Below are 18,431 nucleotides of genomic sequence, written 5' to 3'. Positions count from 1 at the left end.
CCACTAGGGATACAGGCGTTCTCATGTTCGATTTTGACGCACTGTCGCAAGCGATTGTCCGCCAGACCGTGCTGTGCGTCGGCGATCTGATGCTGGACGAATTTGTCTATGGCGAAGTATCCCGCATTTCGCCGGAAGCGCCAGCGCCTGTGATCGCGGCCCGGCGCAGCGAGATCAATGTCGGCGGTGCGGGCAACGTAGCGCGCAACATCGCATCGCTCGGGGCGAGATGTATTTTCGTGGGCTTGGTCGGCAATGACGTTGCCGGTGAGACGCTGAAGGCGGAGCTCGCAAGGGAAAGCCTGATCGAGCCGGTTCTGGTGACAGATCCGGCACGGCCGACCACGCGCAAGGTGCGTTTTGTTTCGGAGCACTTCTCCACGCATATGTTGCGTGCGGACTGGGAGTTGTCGGCTCCGGCGTCTGAGGTCACCGAACGCAAGCTAATTGATGCCGTTGTCAGCGCGCTGCCGCGGGCAGACATCGTGCTGTTGTCGGACTATGCAAAGGGTGTTCTGACCGCACGGGTGATCCGCAATGTCATCGATGCGGCGCGCAAGCTCGGCAAGCGCGTGATCGTTGATCCGAAGAGCGCAAACCTGGCGATCTATCGCGGTGCGACGCTGCTGACCCCGAATCGCAAGGAATTTGCCGAAGCGACACGCAGGCGCATCCTGTCGGATGCCGATATCGCCGACGCTTCGATCGAGGCGCTGCGCACCGCCGATGCCGAAGCGATCCTTGTGACGCAGAGTGAAGACGGCATGACGCTGGCGCACCGCGACGGCAGCCTGATCCATGTTCCGGCGCAACCGGCGAAGGTTCGCGACGTGTCGGGCGCTGGTGATACGGTGGCTGCGGTGCTTGCGGTGATGCTCGCTTCCGGGACAGATTGGGAAACGGCCTTGCGCTGTGCGGCGGCGGGTGCCTCCGTGGCCGTCAGCAAGCCCGGCACAGCCACGGTGTCGCTGGCGGAATTGCGGCGGAAGATTTTGCCGCACGCCTCGCTTGCGGCGGAAGAGAAGATTGCCTCAAGTGCTGCCGGTCTCGATGCTCATCTTGCCGAGTGGCGCAGACAGGGTCTGCGCGTTGGCTTCACCAACGGGTGTTTCGACATTCTGCATCCAGGGCATGTCCGGGTGGTGACGCAGGCGCGCGCTGCTTGTGATCGTCTGGTTGTCGGCCTCAACAGTGATGCGTCGGTGCGGCGTCTGAAGGGTGCTGAGCGGCCGGTTCAGGACGAGCGCGCCCGCGCTGAAGTCCTTGCAGCGCTCGAGGCAGTCGATCTCGTCGTGATCTTCGAACAGGATACGCCGCTGGAACTGATCACGCAGATCAAGCCCAGCGTGCTGGTCAAGGGCGGCGACTACACCCGCGAGCAGGTCGTCGGTCACGAGATCGTCGCGGCCAACGGCGGTGAGGTAGTGCTCGTCGATATCCTGCCGGGTCACAGCACCACGTCGCTGGTCAAGCGCGCGAGAGAGAACAAGGCATGACCGCGAACGCGTCCGATCTCTCGGCTCACGTATCGCCTTCGGTCTGGCGCAACACCGCCGCGTGGACAAAGGCGGCGGATATCGCGGTGGTTTTGATCGCCATCTCGCTGCCGTGGTCGACGTCGTTGGTCGCGATCTTCGCAGTGGCGTGGCTGCTGTTGCTGATTCCGGCGATCGAGTGGACAGGTTTCCTGGAATCGATGAAGCGGCCGGCATGCGCTACCCCGCTTCTGCTTTTCGCGGTGGCTGTCGTTGGTACGCTGTGGGCCATGGATATTTCCTGGTCGGACCGGCTGCGCGGCATCAATCCGGTCGCCAAGCTGCTCGCTATCCCCGTTCTGATCTATCACTTTGAACGATCGGGGCGGGGACTGTGGGTGATGCTCGCGTTTCTCGCGTCATGCACCGCCGTGATGCTGACATCGTGGCTGATGTTCGTCGATCATCGGGTGGTGTTCGACCCGGCGCGCTCGCTCGGTGTTCCCGTTAAAAACTACATCGCGCAGAGTCAGGAATTCGCGCTCTGCGCCTTCGCTGCCTTCGGAGCGGCAGTTTACCTGCTGAAAGCGCAGCGGAAGACGTGGGCTGCGCTTTTGCTCGTTCTCGGCATCGGCTTTCTCACCAACATGGTTTTTGTTGCGAGTTCGCGAACCGTTCTCGTCTGCATCCCGGTGCTGATCGTCATTTTTGCCGCAAAGCATTTCAGCACGCGCGGCTTTTTGCTGTTGATGGTCGCGGTGATCGCGGCCAGTGCGCTCGCGTGGACATCGTCGCCTTACCTGCGTATGCGGGTCGCGACGACCGGGAGCGAATATCAGAGCTACCATGAAAGAAACGCTGTGACGTCGGTCGGCGAGCGACTCGAATTCTGGCGCAAGTCGATCAAGTTCGTCGCGGAAGCGCCACTCGTGGGTCACGGAACGGGATCGACGAAAACATTGTTCACGCAGGACGCGGTTGGGCAAGCCGGTGCATCGGCTCAGATCATCGGCAATCCGCATAACCAGACGCTCAACGTGGCCGTGCAATGGGGCCTGCTTGGCTGCCTCGTCCTGTTTGCGATGTGGGCTGTGCATCTCAGGTTGTTCGCAGGAACTGGCCTTGCAGCGTGGGTGGGCCTGGTTGCGGTGGTCGAAAATTTTGTTAGTTCGCTGCTGAATTCGCATCTCTTCGATTTTCACGAAGGGTGGATCTACGTACTCGCTGTCGGCGTCGCGGGGGGCATGGTCTTGCGCGTTTCCCGGACGGCGAAGCTAACGGCGGGGCAGGCGTAGTCATGGCCGCCTCGTCCCGGTTCAGGTTTCCGCGTCTCACCTGGCGAAATCTGCTGATCGTCATCCATGATGCGTTGGCGACCATCTTCGCAGTCGTCGCGAGCTTCTATCTGCGGTTTGAGGGCAGCGGTCTCATCGAACGTCTGCCGCTGCTGCTCCGAATCCTGCCGTACTTCGTCGTTTTCAGCATCGTCGTTTGTTACGTCTTCCGGCTGACGACAACCAAGTGGCGTTTCATCTCGCTGCCGGACTTTTTCAACATCGTCAAAGCTTCGACGGTGCTGGCGTTGATGCTGCTGGTGCTGGACTACATTTTCATTGCGCCGAACGTCTACGGCACATTCTTCTTCGGCAAGACGACGATCATCATCTACTGGTTCCTGCAGAATTTCGCGCTCGGCGGATTGCGCGTCGCCTATCGTTATTTTCGTTACACGCGGACGCTCAGTCAGGCGCGCAGCCTCGATGCTTCTCCGACGTTGCTGGTCGGACGCGCAGCTGACGCAGAAGTTTTGCTTCGGGGGATCGAAAGCGGCGCCGTGAAGCGAACCTGGCCGGTGGGTGTGCTGTCTCCGTCCTTGTCCGATCGGGGGCAGTCGATCCGCGGCATTCACGTGCTCGGCGGGATCGACGATCTCGGCGATGTCGTTGGCGATTTCTCGCGCCGGGAGCGGCCGATCGAACGCGTCGTCATGATGCCGTCGGCTTTCGAGGCGGATGCGTCGCCGGAGTCGGTGCTGACGCGCGCCCGTAAGCTTGGTCTTACGGTTAGCCGCCTGCCGTCGCTCGAAGGCAGCGGTGAAACTCCGCGGCTTGCACCGGTTGCTGTCGAAGATCTGTTGCTTCGGCCGAGCGTCAAGATTGACTATCAGCGGCTCGAAACATTCGTGAAGGGAAAATCCGTCGTTGTCACCGGCGGTGGTGGGTCGATCGGCTCAGAGATATGCGACCGCGTCGTGACGTTTGGCGCGTCGCGGCTGCTAATTGTGGAGAATGCGGAACCCGCATTGCATGCAGTGCTGGAAAGCCTGACGGCCAAATTCCCAGCTGCGATTGTCGAGGGCCGCATCGCTGACATTCGCGACCGTACGCGCATTGCGCATCTCATGGCTGAGTTCAAGCCCAACATCGTATTTCATGCCGCTGCGCTGAAACACGTTCCGATCCTCGAGCGGGATTGGGGCGAGGGCGTCAAGACCAATATCTTTGGCACCGTCAATGTGGCCGATGCGGCGGTGAGCGCCGGCGCCGATGCCATGGTGATGATTTCCACCGACAAGGCCATCGAGCCCGTGTCGATGCTCGGGCTGACCAAGCGCTTTGCCGAAATGTATTGCCAGGCGCTCGACCGCGAGCTGATGCACAAGGCCAATGGCAAGACCCCGATGCGGCTCATCTCCGTTCGGTTCGGCAACGTGCTGGCATCGAATGGGTCGGTGGTGCCGAAGTTCAAGGCGCAGATCGAGGCCGGCGGTCCCGTCACCGTCACGCATCCGGATATGGTCCGTTATTTCATGACCATTCGCGAAGCGTGCGATCTCGTGGTGACGTCCGCAACCCATGCGCTCGATCCGGTGCGTCCGGATGTGTCGGTGTATGTGTTGAACATGGGACAGCCGGTGAAGATCGTCGATCTCGCCGAGCGCATCATCAGGCTGTCCGGGCTTCAGCCGGGTTATGACATCGACATCGTGTTCACCGGCGTCCGGCCGGGCGAGCGACTGAACGAAATCCTGTTCGCGCACGAAGAGCCAACAGCGGACATCGGCATCGCTGGTATCGTCGCTGCGCGCCCCAACGAGCCCCCGCTCGATACCTTGCAGCGATGGTTGTCCACGCTGGAAAAGGCCGTGGGAAGCGAACAGCGCAGCGTCATTGTCGGCGTGCTGAAGGATGCCATCCCCGAATTCAAGAGCGGGGCGGCTTAGATCACCCGACCGGTTTCCGTTGGTGGGAGAAGCGACCGAGCACGAGCGCCACCGCGGTCACACCGAACGCCAGCGTGATGCCCTGAACATAAGGCGACTTCTGCCAGATGGTGACCGCCGCAAAAGCCGCGAGAACGATGTTCAGAATGAACACTTCGCCAACCACCTGCATCACGCTGAAGCCGTTGTTGGTGGCCTGCTGGTAGAAGTGAGACCGGTGGGCGACCCAGATCGCTTCACCCCTCATCAGGCGCTTCAGAAGCGTCAGCGTCGCGTCGGCGAGATAGTACATCGGCAGCAGCAGCGCGGCGACGAGATGTCCGCTTCCCGCGAGCTGAAGCAGGCACCATCCCATCAGTAAACCGATCGGCAGGCTGCCCACATCGCCGAGGAAGAGTTTTGCGACGGGCTTGTTGAATGGCGCGAAACCGATCATCGCGCCGCACAGCGCGAGGGCCACCAGCGTGGGGCCCAGGGGCAATTGGCCGTAGAAGCCGAACAGCGCCAGTGCTGCTGTCAGGGGAACCGCTTCCGCGACTGTCATCCAGTCAAGACCATCCATGAAGTTCACAAGATTGACGAACCACAGTCCGCCGATCAGCAGCAGGACGCGCTCCGCCCACACGGGCAGACCCTGAACAAGATGAAATTCTGCGGGAAGGGTTGCGAGCACGATGCCGACGGCAGCGGCCTGTATCAACAGGCGGGGCAGGACAGGCATCGTCCGCAAATCATCGTAGGCGCCGAACAAAGCCAGAAAAACCGCCGCCGCAAGGACCGCGAGCAGAACGGAACCTGCAACCGCACCAAAAAACGAAACCGATATCGCGGCCGACGTGATGACTGCGGCGATCACCGCCACACCGCCACCCTGCGGCGTTGGCACGCTGTGGGACGATCGCGCGTTTGGCCGGGCCAATGCATAGCGCTGGAGCAGGGGGCGAAGCAGGACAATCAGCATCGCGCAAATCACGCAGGCGACGAGCGGCGTGGTTATGATGAGCAATAAATTCATGAAAGGTGCATCACATCCGGTCAGCGCTTGACGCCGACGGCGCACCAGTAGGGTACGCGGTCTGAAAAATGAATGTCCTGAAACCCGGCAATGGTCAGCATGTCCTGGATTTGTCCGCGAGTGAAGCGTTGCTCAAGACGGGTACAGAACCGATCGTAAGCGTCGGTTCTCATCACATAGAACGCGCGATCCTTGTAGGATTCCAGCGGCAGTGCTGCGGCTGAGAATCCCAGCCGCTCGACAAGAGCCGCCAGGCGGGCCAGCGGCCAGTATACGAATACTGCAATGATCTGGCTGATCCAGAGGCGGGGCTTCTCCGGGAGACTTGAGATCACGACACGGAAGATATTGCTGAATTTCCACAGCGCGCGATACCAGGCCGGCCGGTTGTCGAGTGCGTAATAGAGATAGATCAGGAAAGGGGCGCCCGGCTTGAGCTTCGTCGCGATTTCGGAAATCGCGGCTTGCGTATCGGGCACATGATGGAGCACCCCCAGCGAAAACGCGAAATCAAGGGATGCGTCGGCGAGCGGCAGTTCCCCCACGCTGGCGTGATGAAAGGTCACGTTCTTTGCAGCTTCCAGATTTGTGCGCGCGACATTCAGAGCATCGGCGCTTGCATCGAGAAGATGAAGATGTCCGACGCGAGGCGCTACCATCACGGACCATCGGCCGCTGCCGCACCCTACATCCATGCCGACCGCATCGGTGGGCAGACGATCCCAAGGGAAAATATGAAAATAGGATTCGAAGATGGCCGCCCGGTCGTCTGCGGAAAAGGCATCCTCTCCCTGACGAAAAGTCGACCATTCATGGCCAAATCCGGCGGCAACCGCTGGATCGACGTTATTTGCTTGACGATCGGACATAGAACCCCACGTGGTTAGAGGCGCGAGGTTGCAGGGAACACGGCGCCGCAAGGTGTTTAATCAAACCGGAGCGAGGTGACAACGTTCTCAGCGCGCACCGCTGTCCGGGGAAATATCGGCCAGGCGCATTGCCTGTGAACTCCGGCGTATTTTCAAGCCCTGGATCCCACTTTTCACCGGCGCGCCGAAGCGATAGGAATGCACCCGGTCAGGCGGGAGTGAGCATCATTGGTAGCTGTGCGATTGCTTCAGGTGTTGCTCGCGGCTGTGCTGCTGAGCGGGTGCACTTTCTTTTTTGATGTGCAGGATTCGGTTCAACCGGATCCGGAGCCGGATTCCCGGCAACAGAAAGTTATCTTCGACCGGATTCAGCAAATCACGCAGTCGACGAAGGACATCACTCGGTCCGAGATTTCTAATGTCGGACCGAACGAGGCACAGTCGGGCCCGGAAAAATGGACGGTTTGCTCCCGCGGAAACTCCGGCAGTGAGTTGCGCTATTTCACGTTCTTCCTGAAGGGCGAAACAGTTGCCAACTGGCGTCCTGCGGTGATCAATGACAGGTGCGAGGCGCGCACCTATTCGGCGTTTGAACGGGCGCATTAATCTGTGGTGGCAAGAGATCAGCTCGAAACGACATTATCGATCGTGCTTGAGCTGTTCCCTATAAAGAGCGACGACGGCTGCGCCGATCGATTGCGCAGACATCTTCTCGACTACGAGTTCGCGGGCCGCCGCACCGTAATGCCTCCTTAGTTCCCTTGATGCGGCTAGTTCGCCGATTGCATCGGCCAGGGCTTGTGGATCTTCGATTGGTACCAGCAAACCTGTTTGTTCGTGGATTGCGATTTCCCGGCAACCGGGCGCGTCCGTGGCGACGAGTGGCCGGCCGCAGGCTGCGGCTTCCAGCAGACTTTTGGGCAGACCTTCACGATGGGAAGGAAGGACTGCGATATGTGAGTCACGCCACAGCGAGGTAATGTCCTGGACATGCCCCAGCCAGGTGATGCCGGGCAGGCTGTTCCACCGCTGTGCTTCCTGGAGCGACACGGAAGCGGGATTGGCTGGGTCAGGGTCGCCGGCGATCAGCAGGCGCGTATCCAGGCCGCGCGTCTGCAAGATTTCGTGCGCCGTCACCAATGCGGGAATTCCCTTGTCGGTCAGTAGTCGTCCTGCAAACCCGACCGTGACCGGACCGTCAGGCTCGGGCAGCGGTTTGAGCACGTCGGTATCGACACCTGAGCCCGGAATAAGCGCAATGCGCGCGGGGTCGATACCCACATTTTCGAGCGTCCGTTGATCATCCGGATTTTGGACCAGCGCGGTCGAGTTGTTCCTATTGAGCAATAATCGAAGCACCGCCGAGATAATGAAGCGCAGCATCCGCGCGCGGGTAGATTTCCCGGTGAACGTATAGCCGAGGCCGGTCATTGCATTGATCTGCGGTATGGCCATTCCCAACGCTGCGAAACCGCCAAGGACGCAGCATTGCAAACCGGAGTGATGAAGCAATTGGGGCCTGATCCGTTGCTCGATGGTTCGGATGGCATTCATGGATGCGAGGGTGCCGATCGGTGACCGGCTTCCGCGCTTGAGCACTATAGGATGAAGCGTAAAGCCTTCGGCTCGGATAGCGTCGGCATGGTCCGATACGTTGGTGGCGACATGCACATCGAAACCAGCAGCGCGCGCGGCGCGCGCCATTGGCAATCGATGCTGGATGAATGCCCAATCCTCGTTGGCCAGGTAGAGCAGCGTTTTCCGAGAGGTCTTGTGCACTATACTACTTCTGAGGAAGTGAGACGATTGAAAGGCTGTTCACAGTTTACCGGGGTATAATATGGATCTCTACGGTCTCTGATTGGCATAACACATTGCCTTGGAAACTCGCAATTAAGGGCAGCGGCGTTCATGCAGCGGAAATTTTTGAACTATCGCAACTTAGGGAATTGGGTTCGTTCTGCAATTTCGGATTTTTGCAGATAACTGACTGATTCAGGAACTCTCGGAACGACGCTGCAACTTCTTTCGAATTGCGTAAGCCTTTCCGTCGTAGCGCTGTAATGCTGCGATTCTCTTTAGTAGTTCACTGAGACTGTTTGGGGATGTCGGATCGAGCAATTGAGCCATCAGCCTCATTCGCTCCGCCCGGATGGTCTGAAGAATTTCGAAATTATCTGCTTCCCTCGCTTCGCAGGGATCTGTGAAGGCGTTTTCGTTCCGACTCGTTGTGCCAATCAAGTTGCTTGCGGCTAAGCCGTGGCGAAGCGCGTTCATTTTTGAACGCGCTTTGCCTTTTTGTGTACGCGGTCCGGTGCTCTTGGTGGCATTTTTCCGGTTGGCTGCGATCTGCTTTTCGGATGCCATTCTTGATCTCTATGGCTTTGCAGTGTCGCCAGTTGCCTTAGCCGCAGTCGCGCCCAGTTTTTCAGCGCGCGTCGCACAGCGTTTCTCCAGATTGTTGAGGAACGACAGCAAACGCTTCTGCGCGGACGCAATCAAGCGCTCGATTGCGACAATTTCCGGCAATGCCAGTGCAAACGTTGCTGCTTCGATCGAGTAATCTACCTGGTCGAATTCAGCTACTGCTTGTGCGCGGAACCGGGGATCGGAGAAGAATCTCTCCGTTTTTGTTGCGGTGTCGTGCTTCACAATGGCTTCCGCAGCAACCGGCGATTGGTCGGTAAGCATCGTCTCGAATGTGTTCTTAACGGCCTGCCGAGTGTGGTTCCCGATCAGCTTCATGCGGGTGTGCTGGTAGCGCTGTATTTCCCACGTCAGGATCGCCACATCATATGCTTGATAGAACTCGATGACGGTTTCGGCTCCCACCGCCTTCACAAAGCTGTCGAACAGTTCTTCGAAATCCTCTTCATTTTCGTCAGGCAGCAGGGGCGGCCAGATGAACAGCTTCTGGATCATCTTGGGCCACTTTGAGCGTGGCGATTCGTTTGGTTTTTCCTCGATCGGGGTAGTGGTCAGTTTGACATCATTATTCACGTTTCATCTCCTGTAAATCACAGGCCGGATTTGCCTGTGATTTACAGAACCAAAAGATCTTCCGCGGGCGCCAGCATCCTTTATGGGAATAACTGGGTACGCAGGTTTCTAGCTGGACTACAGCTAGCGCCGGTAGATTTGGGTGGCTTGACGTACAATTGTAAGCGGCGTCACTCGCGCCAGACCGCGATTGCGCAATATCGTATTGAGCGGTGGAAGAACTGATTCGACAAAATCGAGGAAATCGCCGCGCTCTTTGGAGGTACTGGCGCCCGGCGTTCCGACGTCTGTTATTCGCGTGATGCTAGGTTGATATCGAAGGAAGATCGAACCGAGTTTCGTTGCGATAGGTTCGTGAGCGTCAATCGAGGGGCGGCCTTTTCGGCGCCTTTGTCGAACATTCTCTTGCGCTAACACTGCAGCATTCTTGATCCGCAGTTTGGTTGGAGGTCGGGGTTTGCCCTTGAATCCTTTAGGACGAATGCGCATCACATCTGGCCAGAACGTCCCGGGCTTTTCGTCTCCGCGCTGATAGCAGCATGCCAGCAACCGATCGACTTCCCCGGGCAGCAGTGGACTGAGTCCTAAAGCAGGTTGCTTTGCAATTTTGTCTAGGGTTGCCATCATGACGCCAGATGGAATGACGGCCATCCAGCAAAGGGCTTCAATCAGAACACCTGTGATCTCATCGAGGAGGTCGTTGGCGGACTGATCTATTTGCTTGTCGAACCTGCCCTCGAAGTCACCTAGTTTACCGTGTTCATCGTAGAAACGGAGCGTCTCTAAAACGTTACGGCGGTGTTCAGACAACCATTCGCGAACGTAGGTCGCGTGGGTTTGATAAGCGAGTTGTACGATCAGTTGAGGTTTGTAGACGGTCGGCATGGGGGCACAGGTGGGTCACTGAGAATCGAAGGTGCCATGCCCGATCATCATTCCGGCAATGATTTGGATGGATCTGGTTATCCACACCATTATTTAGCTCAACGGGCGGTCTTGTAGCAGGTTGGGCTCTTAACGCTTTCTCGTACCTAAAAATCATTCATTCAACATCAGTCAGAAACGAACTTCCTTTCCAATAGACCGATTTCCTATCGATAGGACGCAAATCGAGGCCATCGATCTATTCGGACGGGCTGCAAGCAAAGATGGTCAGAACTGACTTCGATCAATTAGTTTGGTTCTCAGGTTTCCATCCTTCCTTGAAATCAACTCGACCGTATAACCGCGGGCCTCCGTAAACTTAAAAATCCGATCTGTCTGGTTTGTAGAAGTTGTTGGGCCAAACAACCCTTTTTCCCCACACCAGATTTCCCCAGTGGCATACTTCAGAACAAAAGAGCCTTCCGGCACCTCCTGTTCAAAGGTCTCACCACCGCGCAGATAGAATGTCATTATTGTTTTTGCGGTGACGGCATCCTCCAGTTTGATGAAATAGGAACCGCCCGGGCTTGTCCGAATGATTAGCGGAGAAACCCTAGCCGACTGGTCATAGCTCGCATAAAGTCCGCTGGACGGCTGAGGATAGCTGGTGCAGGCGGCAGAAGGTGCCGAGATTTTTGTCGTTGAGCCGTCTGGAATCCAGTCTATCAGAACGGACGGCTTTAGGGTGGCAAGCAAGCCCAGTCCAACCGCGATCGTGATGAAATATCGCATTGTATAGGCTTGGCGCAGAAGGCGCTTTCCCAAGGCTTCCGGCAGAGCGGATCGGCACTTGCCACAATGGGGCAGCTTGGTGACGCCGTAGGCAACAATGCGGTTGATAGCCCCACACCTGGAGCAGGCTATTTCGCGGGTGGGAACGGGAAGCATTAGCTGTTCTTCATTGCAAGCAGTTCTGAACGGCGAAAGCGCATTGCTCACCACCAGTGAGGATGCCGCCAGTCGGTCCAGCGTAGTTGAGCTTTGATACCCGGCCGTCCGTCATCACTACATTCACGGTGCAAAAGCGACGGTTGGAATTAACGGTGGCCAGGCTCGTCGTTGTGGCCTGACCGGTCGCTGAGAACTGGTTGCCTCGCCGCTCGCCCAAGATTGATCCGTTGGTTTGCGCGTAGCCTGTCCCAATTGTGGTCGTGCTATCGTTACCTGATCCGTACGACCAAACTTCCGTCGTTCCTTCGGCCGCCTTGGTCGCTGGCGGGCCCATACAAGCCAAGACTTGCTCCCGACTCAGGCCGACCATCTTTTCCTGAGCGCCTTGCGCAACGACCGCGCGCTGCACCGCACAGCCAGCCGTTGCAAATGCACACAAGACCACGATCAATCTATCCCAGATCATAGAACCCCCTCTTTATGTAGAGAATACTCCGTTGACGTAAACTCGACAAGGGCATGCAACTTCACGCATGACCTTACGCGACATTTTTGCAGTTAATCTAAGAAGGTATCGATACTTACAGGGCTTTTCTCAGGAAGAACTAGCTCATCGCGCCGGTATCGATCGTACGTATATTAGTGCTTTGGAACGGCGCGTGTATGCGGCGAGCATCGACGTCATCGAAAGATTAGCGAACGAATTATCTGTTGATCCGAAAGAGCTTTTATCTCGACAGAAAAATACCTCTAAAAAGTAAGCTTTCGAAATGGAGGTGTCGTGGTTCACTCGTTGGTGCGGGTTTTTGACCATAGCCTTTGCGATATTTCGATGGGGTCGATTGTCGTGCGTCCCCACCACGCCAATTCGTCGCCGTGCCGATGATTGTCTCGATGGTGCATCCGGCAGAGCGGCACCGTAAACTCGTCACTTGTCTTGCGCCCCATGGCGCGAGGTTGAGCAAATCGCAAATGATGCGCATCCGAGGGAGATCGTTCGCAGATCAGGCAGGGTTGCGAGGCGACAAATCGCAGGTGGGCTTTATTGCGATGTCGTCGTGGTTCACCAAGCGCAAGTTCACTCTTGTCGATCTTCGCCTCAACGAAGACATTGCTCTGCGGTTCGACCGCCACATGTCCAACGGTCGCTGCAGTTCGCACAATGCCATCGCTGGCTCCGTCGCCGGTCTTTTCCGACTTCTTTCGCGTTCTCTTCCGCAAGCCGATCGGCGCCGGACCATCCGAAGGCGTTGTTTGAATGTTGCATGGCAACTCGGCAGCCGCCACCGATGCGATGCCGTTCGTTTCGACATTTTGTGCTTCAGCTTGGAGCGCTATCATCTTGGCGGTAAACGCGGCCTCGATTCGTTTTGCCTCGTCCGTCGCGAGACGGTTCTTGGCTTTGAGGACGCCTGCGGCGCGTTGTTGAAGCTCTTCGACCGTCAACGAAGTATCTATGTCGAGTTTGAGTCTGGCGCATATTGATTGCGACTCGTCGATGGCTGGCAAGCGACTGTCCGTGGATACTGGCGTCGTCTTAACATGGGCTGAGATCGAGCCAGCAGAAGCATGATCCGAACCCGCATTCTGATAAGGCGCGATGGGTGCCGTATCCGCCGTGATCTGAGGACCTTGGAGGTCGGGGGTGTCGAGGTCGTCTTCGCCAGCGATGCCGACCAAAGTGAACAGTGCGTAACGCCGGGCATAGGTGAGCGCGGCTCCCATTCGGCGCGGGGCTGTGGTTTCCGACAGCTGGCAAACCGGCCAGTCCGATGAGATCCATTCGCCGGAGGTATGAATGAGGATAGTGGTCAGATTGACCATGCCGTTCGCCCGATCGATGTCGGTGGTCTGGGCGACCGCGATCTGCTGCCCGCCCAACGTTTTACGCACGATCTCAAGACCGCTTGAGAGCGGTGCGTAACGGAAGGTTTGTGGATTGTCGCCTCGGTTATTGTGATGGATCATGCCAACCATGGATTTTTCCGGGTTGGCGAGTTCGGTCTGGGCCTTAGCCAGAGCGGTCGCGATCGCGGCCACGCTTTCACTGGAGCGATGCACGGGCGCTCTCCATTTCAACGAGATCAAACGTCACCGCGCCGGATTTGGAGCGTTTGGCGCGGATGCCATGCCCCATGGCCTCCTTGGCATCCTCCGGCATCAGTACTTTGAGCTCGGTCTTCGCCCGCTCGTGGTCGAGATGGGCGTTGCGCGTTTCAAGGTAAAGGGATGCGAACTCGGCCCAAGAGTTGGAGGCGTTCATATCGATCACCCGGACGGCTTCAATCCGCGGCTTGGGTGGTTCGCAGTCGAACAGTGCCGGTTGCTCCCCCGTCTTGACCGCGCGCCAGAAGGCCTTTTCTGCGGCGATCAGGACGGTTTGGTAAATCGGATCGGCCTCGATCGTGAGTTCCACCCATTTCCCGCCACCATTGATAATCGACAGCACCGACGTCTTGGTTTCAGCGACCAACATGTTGTGCTGAAGCTGGGCCATATGTTTCTCAGCCGCAGCCCCTTCCGAGAACGACCATGGCAACATGAACTTGGCCTCGAAGACCGCGCCGGTTGCTTCCACCAGCCCATCGAGGGTGGCCGCCATCCAGGGAAACGCCCGGTGAATGGCGTGGCGCTGGATGGCCACGATGCGATGCCCTGACTGACGCTCGAACCAGCGGCGATTGAGTTCCTCCGTCACAAGCCCCAATTGGACGATCAACTCGCCCGAGAGATCGGGTCCAGCGGACTCGCCCCGCTTTTCCTTCCAGAGCCGCAATAACGCTTTCTCGTCTTTGCCCATAATTATGCGGGCGTCTGATCCGCCGATGAAATGCCGCCGGTTGACACTATGCCGTTGTTTATTTTGGGAAATTGACATTGGTTGGCCTCTAATACGGTTTTGAGGTAGCTATGGGTTTGACTGCGAACGTTCGTCACATCAACATTTTATGTTGAACCATACGATCAATATAATGTCAACACGAATTATCTATTCGATAACCGCGGGCCAGTGCCGTGCAGCGCGGGCTTTGCTGGACATCACGCAGCCGGCCCTTGCCGAAGTGGCGGGGCTTGGGCTGTCGACGATCGTGGATTTTGAAAAGTCCCGGCGTGATGTGTCTCGGGACGCCGTTCATGAGATTCAAAAGGCGCTAGAAGGCGCCGGTGTTCAGTTTGTCGCGCGAAATGATATTGCAGGACCTGGTGTGCGCTTACGAAAGTAAGACGGCAGCATGAGCTTGTCGGATAACAGGCTGTCGGCGCTACAGCCGTGCTTATTGTCTTTCATTGTGTTGCTCCTAGTGGGTGATGAACCGGATGATGGGCCTGTGGGCGTCAGCGGGGTTTTCCGAGGGCGGGGCGATCATGGGTGTGAACGTTTCGATTGACAGAAGATGGCTTTCGCGTTGGATGTGCCGCGCACAGCTCAAAAAACAGTCTCAAGCGGGGTGGGAACTTTACGTGATTGACAAAGATGCGCAGTGGCGGGAACTTTTGAAAGCTCTAGCCACGATCAGCCGGGCGCTACCGCCGCGGCGGCCACAGTCAGTTCCTGCTGCGGTCGCAGAAGCCGATTATCTTGAAGCAGGAAAACTTTACGCGCTGCACGAACAAGCCATTTATGATGCGATAAATGCGATCAGAGTATCCTAGTTGCGCTCCCGCTCCGTAGCGTAAAATTCCATCGCTCAGATCGTGGCGAGCACTCAGTCCGTGAATGATAATCAAATTTTAGAAGATCAGTTCGAGCTATACGAAGCCTGTATTTTAAGCGGGCAAGTTTCAAACGAGGAGGTGCCGTCGCGGAGTTGGTAGGAATTGAGGGTGGCGTAGTCTCCGGGGTGATCAACCTCGAATCATCCGGCGTTGAAGCGTCGGACTGGAGACTACGCCATGACCAAGCTTACCACGAAGCCTGATTCCATGCAGCCTGCGACTGAGATGGCTGTTGATCTTTTCGATAACTGGTTCGACCCGATCGAGACCGAGGTACGGGCTCGGGCGCGTCAATTCATCGAAGAGCTGATCCGCGGCGAGCTCGATACCGCGCTGGCCCGGCCGCGTTACGAACGAAGCAAGATGGCCGGCAACGAAGCAGGAGCCTGCGTCACGGGCCACCGTCATGGCAGCCGGACGCGCTCGCTGACGGGCACGTTCGGGCCGATCGAGATCGCGGTGCCGCGGGCCCGGCTGACCACTTCGGAAGGCAAGACGACGGAATGGAAGAGCCAGGCGCTGCGGGCCTATCAGCGGCGCACGCTTGCCGCCGATGCGCTGATCGCGAGCACCTATCTCGCCGGCACCAATACCCGGCGGGTGCGTCGCGCGCTGGCGGCGTTGTTCGGCGGGACAGTCGGCAAGGACACGGTGAGCCGGACGTGGCGCAAGGTGAAGAGCGACTGGGATGCCTGGAACACCCGCTCACTGGCCGAGGATCCGATCGTGCGCCTGATCCTCGACGGCACCGTCGTTCGCGTGCGGCTCGACCGCAAGGCGACCTCGATCTCGCTCCTCGTTGTCCTGGGCGTGCGCGCCGACGGCCAGAAGGTGCTGCTCGCGATCAAGAGCATGGGCGGAGAGAGCGCCGAGGCGTGGCGCACTGTCCTCGACGATCTAATTAGGCGCGGGCTACGGCGGCCCGAGTTCCTCATCGTCGATGGCGCGCCGGGGCTCGACAAGGCCATTGCCTCGGTCTGGGACGGAGTGCCGGTCCAGCGCTGCACGGTCCACAAGCACAGGAACCTTTTCGCGCATGCACCCGAGCGCCTGCATGACGAGATCACCGCGGATTACAACGACATGATCTACGCGACGACACCTGAGGAGATAGAGGTCCGCCGCAAGGCCTTCATTCGCAAATGGAGGCTCAAGCACCGCGCTGTCGCCGACAGCCTGGAAGAGGCAGGGGAACGCTTGTTCACCTTCACTCGCTTGCCGCCGAGCCAATGGCGCAGTGTACGCACCACGAATGCAATCGAGCGTCTGCACGAAGAATTCAAGCGACGGATCAAGACTCAAACCGTTCTGCCATCCGCCGACACCGCCGCGATGTTGTTCTGGGCGCTGCTCGCTTCAGGACAGATCAACATGCGCAAGGTGGATGGGTGGCAGACGCTTTCCACAAAACCCATTGATCAGCCGATTGACCTTGCCGCCTGAAACGATACCTTCATGTTACCGGAGAACGCGCCACTGAATTCCAACCGCATTCCGGACGGCACCAACGAGGACGTCCCGGTCCTGCTCTCCATGAACCCGAAATTTGAGAAGTGGTATCGACGTCGCGCCCGAGATCGGGCGGCTAGTCGGAGATTTCAGCCGGCAGCACCTCGCAACTGATTTCGCCGGCGTCCGTACCGCGCGATGCGGAGCGATTTCATTTCGCTAATGGCCTCCGTGGTCTGTTTTCCATAACTGTTCTGTTGTTTTTTGTCTCCTTTTGCGCATTTGTTCGCAAACTCCAAGAGTGCCGATCCCGATGCGCGGCTTTGGCGAAGTGCTGGCGGCTCTCCGCTTTTGACGGCCCGCCAAAAAACCTTCTCTGCTGCGATCAGTGCGGTCTGCTAAATCGGGTCAGCTTCAATCGTTAGTTCGACCCGTTTTCCGCCCCGAGCAATGACTTGAATTCGAACGCGAAGTGGTTAGCACCTGCTCGGATATGTGGAGTTATTTAAGTGATATCATGTGCTTTTGCTGTTCATCGCATGAACAATAGCCTTGACGTTCACCCCGTGAACGCGGTAGCCATCCCGCTTGGAAAGGGCTGCCGATGGCGCGCGGGGTTCAGACAGAGGACGCGGAGAACGACCGGATCGTTCTCGACCTTCTCAATTCGGTCGAAGCCGATGGCTCGCGCTCGCAGCGTCACATCGCTTCCGAACTCGGCATCGCCCTTGGCCTCGTGAACGCCTACCTCAAACGCTGCGTAAAAAAGGGCCTCGTCAAGGTCGGTCAGGCGCCTGCGCGCCGTTACGCCTACTACCTGACCCCTCAGGGTTTCGCCGAGAAGTCGCGCCTGACGGTCGATTATCTCTCGAGCTCGTTTTCATTTTTCCGTCGCGCCAAAGCCGACTGCGCGCAGGTGTTCGAGAGCGCCAAATCGCGCGGCTTCCGCAAGCTGGTGCTGGCGGGCCAGTCCGACCTCGCAGAGGTAGCTATCCTTTGCGCCGTGGAAAGCGGAGTGACCATTGTCGCTCTGGTCGACAAGCGATCCGATGTGTGCAGCTTCGCCGGGCTTCCGGTCGTAACATCCTTTGAGCAGGTGGGTGAGGCGTTCGACGCGGTGGTCGTGACCGACGTCAGGCGCGCGCGCGAAACTTTCGACGGCATGCTTGCCGTCTTCGGCCGGGAACGTGTGCTCGCTCCCGCGCTGCTCGGTCTGCGCGTTCCCGGCCTGGAGTCAGCGTCATGAGCGAGCGCCCGTTGCAACAGTGGTTCGTTGTCCAGACCCAGGTCAATTGCGAAGCCAAGGCCGCGCAGAACTTGGTTCGCCAGGGCTTTGAAGTCTATCTGCCGCGCTATCTCAAGCGCCGCCGGCACGCCCGGAAAATCGATTTCACGGCAAAGCCGCTGTTTCCCCGCTACATGTTCGTTGCCATCGATATGGCCACGCAGCGCTGGCGTTCGATCCAGTCGACCTTCGGCGTATCGCGTCTGGTCAGCAACGGCGACACGCCGGCTGGCGTGCCTGACGGTGTCATCTCATCGCTGCGGCGCCGCGAGGACGACAAGGGTTTCGTCCAGATGGAGCGAGGCCCTGTGTTCTCGCGCGGCGACAAGGTGCGGGTGATGGCGGGTGCGTTCATCGACAACATCGCGTTGTTCGATGGCATATGCGACCGCGATCGCGTTTCGATTCTGCTCGACCTGCTGGGCCAGAAGGTCCGCGTTAGTCTCGACGTGGACATGGTTGCCGCCGCGTAAGCGGTTCCGGGCAATCCAAATCTGCCTCACGGAACAGGTTGCCGTGAAGCTAAGAAGGCCGCATTGCGCGGACGTCTGAGTGACATCGAGTCACCCGGACTGCGGTAGCG

At 58.2% G+C, this 18,431-nt stretch carries 20 protein-coding genes; 10 read left to right on the top strand and 10 right to left on the bottom strand.

The features are described from left to right. Positions 1 to 23: 23 nt before the first annotated feature. The 3 genes from rfaE1 to BN32_RS10755 are packed head-to-tail and all read left to right on the top strand — an operon-like array spanning position 24 to position 4,698. Positions 24 to 1,496, top strand: coding sequence for a D-glycero-beta-D-manno-heptose-7-phosphate kinase (gene rfaE1, locus BN32_RS10765; protein ID WP_019198197.1), 1,473 nt, complete (start codon positions 24 to 26; stop codon positions 1,494 to 1,496). Further along, complete coding sequence (locus BN32_RS10760; RefSeq protein WP_019198196.1) at positions 1,493 to 2,770, top strand: O-antigen ligase family protein; 1,278 nt, start codon at positions 1,493 to 1,495, stop codon at positions 2,768 to 2,770. The genes rfaE1 and BN32_RS10760 overlap by 4 nt, the downstream gene beginning before the upstream one ends. 2 nt (positions 2,771 to 2,772) lie before the next feature. After that, positions 2,773 to 4,698 (top strand): SDR family NAD(P)-dependent oxidoreductase, encoded by a 1,926-nt coding sequence (locus tag BN32_RS10755; RefSeq protein WP_019198195.1) that lies wholly within the window; start codon positions 2,773 to 2,775, stop codon positions 4,696 to 4,698. A 1-nt stretch (position 4,699) separates the two neighbouring features. Here the strand turns inward: BN32_RS10755 and BN32_RS10750 are convergent, their stop codons facing one another. Together BN32_RS10750 and BN32_RS10745 are read right to left on the bottom strand one after the other, a co-directional pair. Next, complete coding sequence (locus BN32_RS10750) at positions 4,700 to 5,713, bottom strand: MraY family glycosyltransferase (protein WP_040426283.1); 1,014 nt, start codon at positions 5,711 to 5,713, stop codon at positions 4,700 to 4,702. Positions 5,714 to 5,733: 20 nt separating this feature from the next. After that, positions 5,734 to 6,582 carry a class I SAM-dependent methyltransferase gene (locus BN32_RS10745; protein ID WP_019198193.1) on the bottom strand — a complete coding sequence of 283 codons (849 nt, stop codon included), beginning with the start codon at positions 6,580 to 6,582 and terminating at the stop codon, positions 5,734 to 5,736. Between the two features lie 237 nt (positions 6,583 to 6,819). Between BN32_RS10745 and BN32_RS10740 the strand changes: the two genes are divergently transcribed. Continuing rightward, entirely contained in the window at positions 6,820 to 7,188 is a 369-nt protein-coding gene (locus tag BN32_RS10740; protein ID WP_244438126.1) for a hypothetical protein, read from the top strand. Positions 7,189 to 7,221: 33 nt separating this feature from the next. Here the strand turns inward: BN32_RS10740 and BN32_RS10735 are convergent, their stop codons facing one another. The 6 genes from BN32_RS10735 to BN32_RS10710 all read right to left on the bottom strand — a co-directional run bounded on the left by BN32_RS10735 (position 7,222) and on the right by BN32_RS10710 (position 11,863). Next, positions 7,222 to 8,337: a glycosyltransferase family 4 protein gene (locus tag BN32_RS10735; protein ID WP_430641916.1), complete on the bottom strand. Its 1,116-nt coding sequence runs from the start codon at positions 8,335 to 8,337 to the stop codon at positions 7,222 to 7,224. 240 nt (positions 8,338 to 8,577) lie between these two features. Next, positions 8,578 to 8,949: a hypothetical protein gene (locus BN32_RS10730; protein WP_019198190.1), complete on the bottom strand. Its 372-nt coding sequence runs from the start codon at positions 8,947 to 8,949 to the stop codon at positions 8,578 to 8,580. A 9-nt stretch (positions 8,950 to 8,958) separates the two neighbouring features. After that, a complete protein-coding gene (locus BN32_RS10725) occupies positions 8,959 to 9,582 on the bottom strand; it encodes a hypothetical protein (RefSeq protein ID WP_019198189.1) in 624 nt (207 codons plus the stop codon). 123 nt (positions 9,583 to 9,705) lie between these two features. Beyond that, the gene (locus BN32_RS10720) at positions 9,706 to 10,467 is read right to left on the bottom strand and encodes a hypothetical protein (RefSeq protein WP_019198188.1); all 762 of its coding nucleotides are present in this window, start codon (positions 10,465 to 10,467) and stop codon (positions 9,706 to 9,708) included. A 267-nt stretch (positions 10,468 to 10,734) separates the two neighbouring features. Next, the gene (locus tag BN32_RS10715) at positions 10,735 to 11,394 is read right to left on the bottom strand and encodes a hypothetical protein (RefSeq protein WP_019198187.1); all 660 of its coding nucleotides are present in this window, start codon (positions 11,392 to 11,394) and stop codon (positions 10,735 to 10,737) included. A gap of 10 nt (positions 11,395 to 11,404) precedes the next feature. Beyond that, a complete protein-coding gene (locus BN32_RS10710) occupies positions 11,405 to 11,863 on the bottom strand; it encodes a hypothetical protein (RefSeq protein ID WP_019198186.1) in 459 nt (152 codons plus the stop codon). A 67-nt stretch (positions 11,864 to 11,930) separates the two neighbouring features. Between BN32_RS10710 and BN32_RS26160 the strand changes: the two genes are divergently transcribed. Beyond that, a complete protein-coding gene (locus BN32_RS26160) occupies positions 11,931 to 12,158 on the top strand; it encodes a helix-turn-helix domain-containing protein (RefSeq protein WP_040425636.1) in 228 nt (75 codons plus the stop codon). A gap of 25 nt (positions 12,159 to 12,183) precedes the next feature. Here BN32_RS26160 and BN32_RS10700 read toward each other — a convergent pair whose 3' ends face one another. Both BN32_RS10700 and BN32_RS10695 read right to left on the bottom strand, forming a co-directional pair. Further along, the gene (locus tag BN32_RS10700; protein ID WP_019198185.1) at positions 12,184 to 13,437 is read right to left on the bottom strand and encodes an ERF family protein; all 1,254 of its coding nucleotides are present in this window, start codon (positions 13,435 to 13,437) and stop codon (positions 12,184 to 12,186) included. A gap of 4 nt (positions 13,438 to 13,441) precedes the next feature. Further along, positions 13,442 to 14,275 (bottom strand): YqaJ viral recombinase family protein, encoded by an 834-nt coding sequence (locus BN32_RS10695; protein WP_051488455.1) that lies wholly within the window; start codon positions 14,273 to 14,275, stop codon positions 13,442 to 13,444. Between the two features lie 94 nt (positions 14,276 to 14,369). Between BN32_RS10695 and BN32_RS10690 the strand changes: the two genes are divergently transcribed. The 5 genes from BN32_RS10690 (at position 14,370) to nusG (ending at position 18,321) form a co-directional block, all read left to right on the top strand. Further along, positions 14,370 to 14,621 (top strand): helix-turn-helix transcriptional regulator, encoded by a 252-nt coding sequence (locus BN32_RS10690; protein ID WP_040426273.1) that lies wholly within the window; start codon positions 14,370 to 14,372, stop codon positions 14,619 to 14,621. A gap of 142 nt (positions 14,622 to 14,763) precedes the next feature. Then, positions 14,764 to 15,051 (top strand): hypothetical protein, encoded by a 288-nt coding sequence (locus BN32_RS10685; RefSeq protein WP_210164656.1) that lies wholly within the window; start codon positions 14,764 to 14,766, stop codon positions 15,049 to 15,051. A 270-nt stretch (positions 15,052 to 15,321) separates the two neighbouring features. Beyond that, entirely contained in the window at positions 15,322 to 16,557 is a 1,236-nt protein-coding gene (locus BN32_RS10680) for an IS256 family transposase (RefSeq protein ID WP_169713338.1), read from the top strand. 610 nt (positions 16,558 to 17,167) lie between these two features. Then, a complete protein-coding gene (locus tag BN32_RS10675; protein WP_019198181.1) occupies positions 17,168 to 17,809 on the top strand; it encodes a winged helix-turn-helix transcriptional regulator in 642 nt (213 codons plus the stop codon). Further along, the gene (gene nusG / locus BN32_RS10670; protein WP_019198180.1) at positions 17,806 to 18,321 is read left to right on the top strand and encodes a transcription termination/antitermination protein NusG; all 516 of its coding nucleotides are present in this window, start codon (positions 17,806 to 17,808) and stop codon (positions 18,319 to 18,321) included. Before BN32_RS10675 ends, nusG begins: the two co-directional genes overlap by 4 nt. The last annotated feature ends 110 nt before the right edge of the window (positions 18,322 to 18,431 follow it).

Origin of the sequence: Afipia birgiae 34632 (genome assembly GCF_000308295.2) — a bacterium.
Taxonomy (GTDB): domain Bacteria; phylum Pseudomonadota; class Alphaproteobacteria; order Rhizobiales; family Xanthobacteraceae; genus Afipia; species Afipia birgiae.
The sequence above is the reverse complement of the archived record's forward strand: the minus strand, read 5'-3'. Positions and strand labels throughout refer to the sequence as shown.

Coding starts and splice junctions, on each gene's coding strand:
- rfaE1 (WP_019198197.1), top strand. CDS start 24: ATGTTCGATTTTGACGCACTGTCGCAAGCGATTGTCCGCCAGACCGTG.
- BN32_RS10760 (WP_019198196.1), top strand. CDS start 1,493: ATGACCGCGAACGCGTCCGATCTCTCGGCTCACGTATCGCCTTCGGTC.
- BN32_RS10755 (WP_019198195.1), top strand. CDS start 2,773: ATGGCCGCCTCGTCCCGGTTCAGGTTTCCGCGTCTCACCTGGCGAAAT.
- BN32_RS10750 (WP_040426283.1), bottom strand. CDS start 5,713: ATGAATTTATTGCTCATCATAACCACGCCGCTCGTCGCCTGCGTGATT.
- BN32_RS10745 (WP_019198193.1), bottom strand. CDS start 6,582: ATGTCCGATCGTCAAGCAAATAACGTCGATCCAGCGGTTGCCGCCGGA.
- BN32_RS10730 (WP_019198190.1), bottom strand. CDS start 8,949: ATGGCATCCGAAAAGCAGATCGCAGCCAACCGGAAAAATGCCACCAAG.
- BN32_RS10720 (WP_019198188.1), bottom strand. CDS start 10,467: ATGCCGACCGTCTACAAACCTCAACTGATCGTACAACTCGCTTATCAA.
- BN32_RS10715 (WP_019198187.1), bottom strand. CDS start 11,394: ATGCTTCCCGTTCCCACCCGCGAAATAGCCTGCTCCAGGTGTGGGGCT.
- BN32_RS10710 (WP_019198186.1), bottom strand. CDS start 11,863: ATGATCTGGGATAGATTGATCGTGGTCTTGTGTGCATTTGCAACGGCT.
- BN32_RS26160 (WP_040425636.1), top strand. CDS start 11,931: ATGACCTTACGCGACATTTTTGCAGTTAATCTAAGAAGGTATCGATAC.
- BN32_RS10695 (WP_051488455.1), bottom strand. CDS start 14,275: ATGTCAATTTCCCAAAATAAACAACGGCATAGTGTCAACCGGCGGCAT.
- BN32_RS10690 (WP_040426273.1), top strand. CDS start 14,370: ATGTCAACACGAATTATCTATTCGATAACCGCGGGCCAGTGCCGTGCA.
- BN32_RS10685 (WP_210164656.1), top strand. CDS start 14,764: ATGGGTGTGAACGTTTCGATTGACAGAAGATGGCTTTCGCGTTGGATG.
- BN32_RS10680 (WP_169713338.1), top strand. CDS start 15,322: ATGCAGCCTGCGACTGAGATGGCTGTTGATCTTTTCGATAACTGGTTC.
- BN32_RS10675 (WP_019198181.1), top strand. CDS start 17,168: ATGGCGCGCGGGGTTCAGACAGAGGACGCGGAGAACGACCGGATCGTT.
- nusG (WP_019198180.1), top strand. CDS start 17,806: ATGAGCGAGCGCCCGTTGCAACAGTGGTTCGTTGTCCAGACCCAGGTC.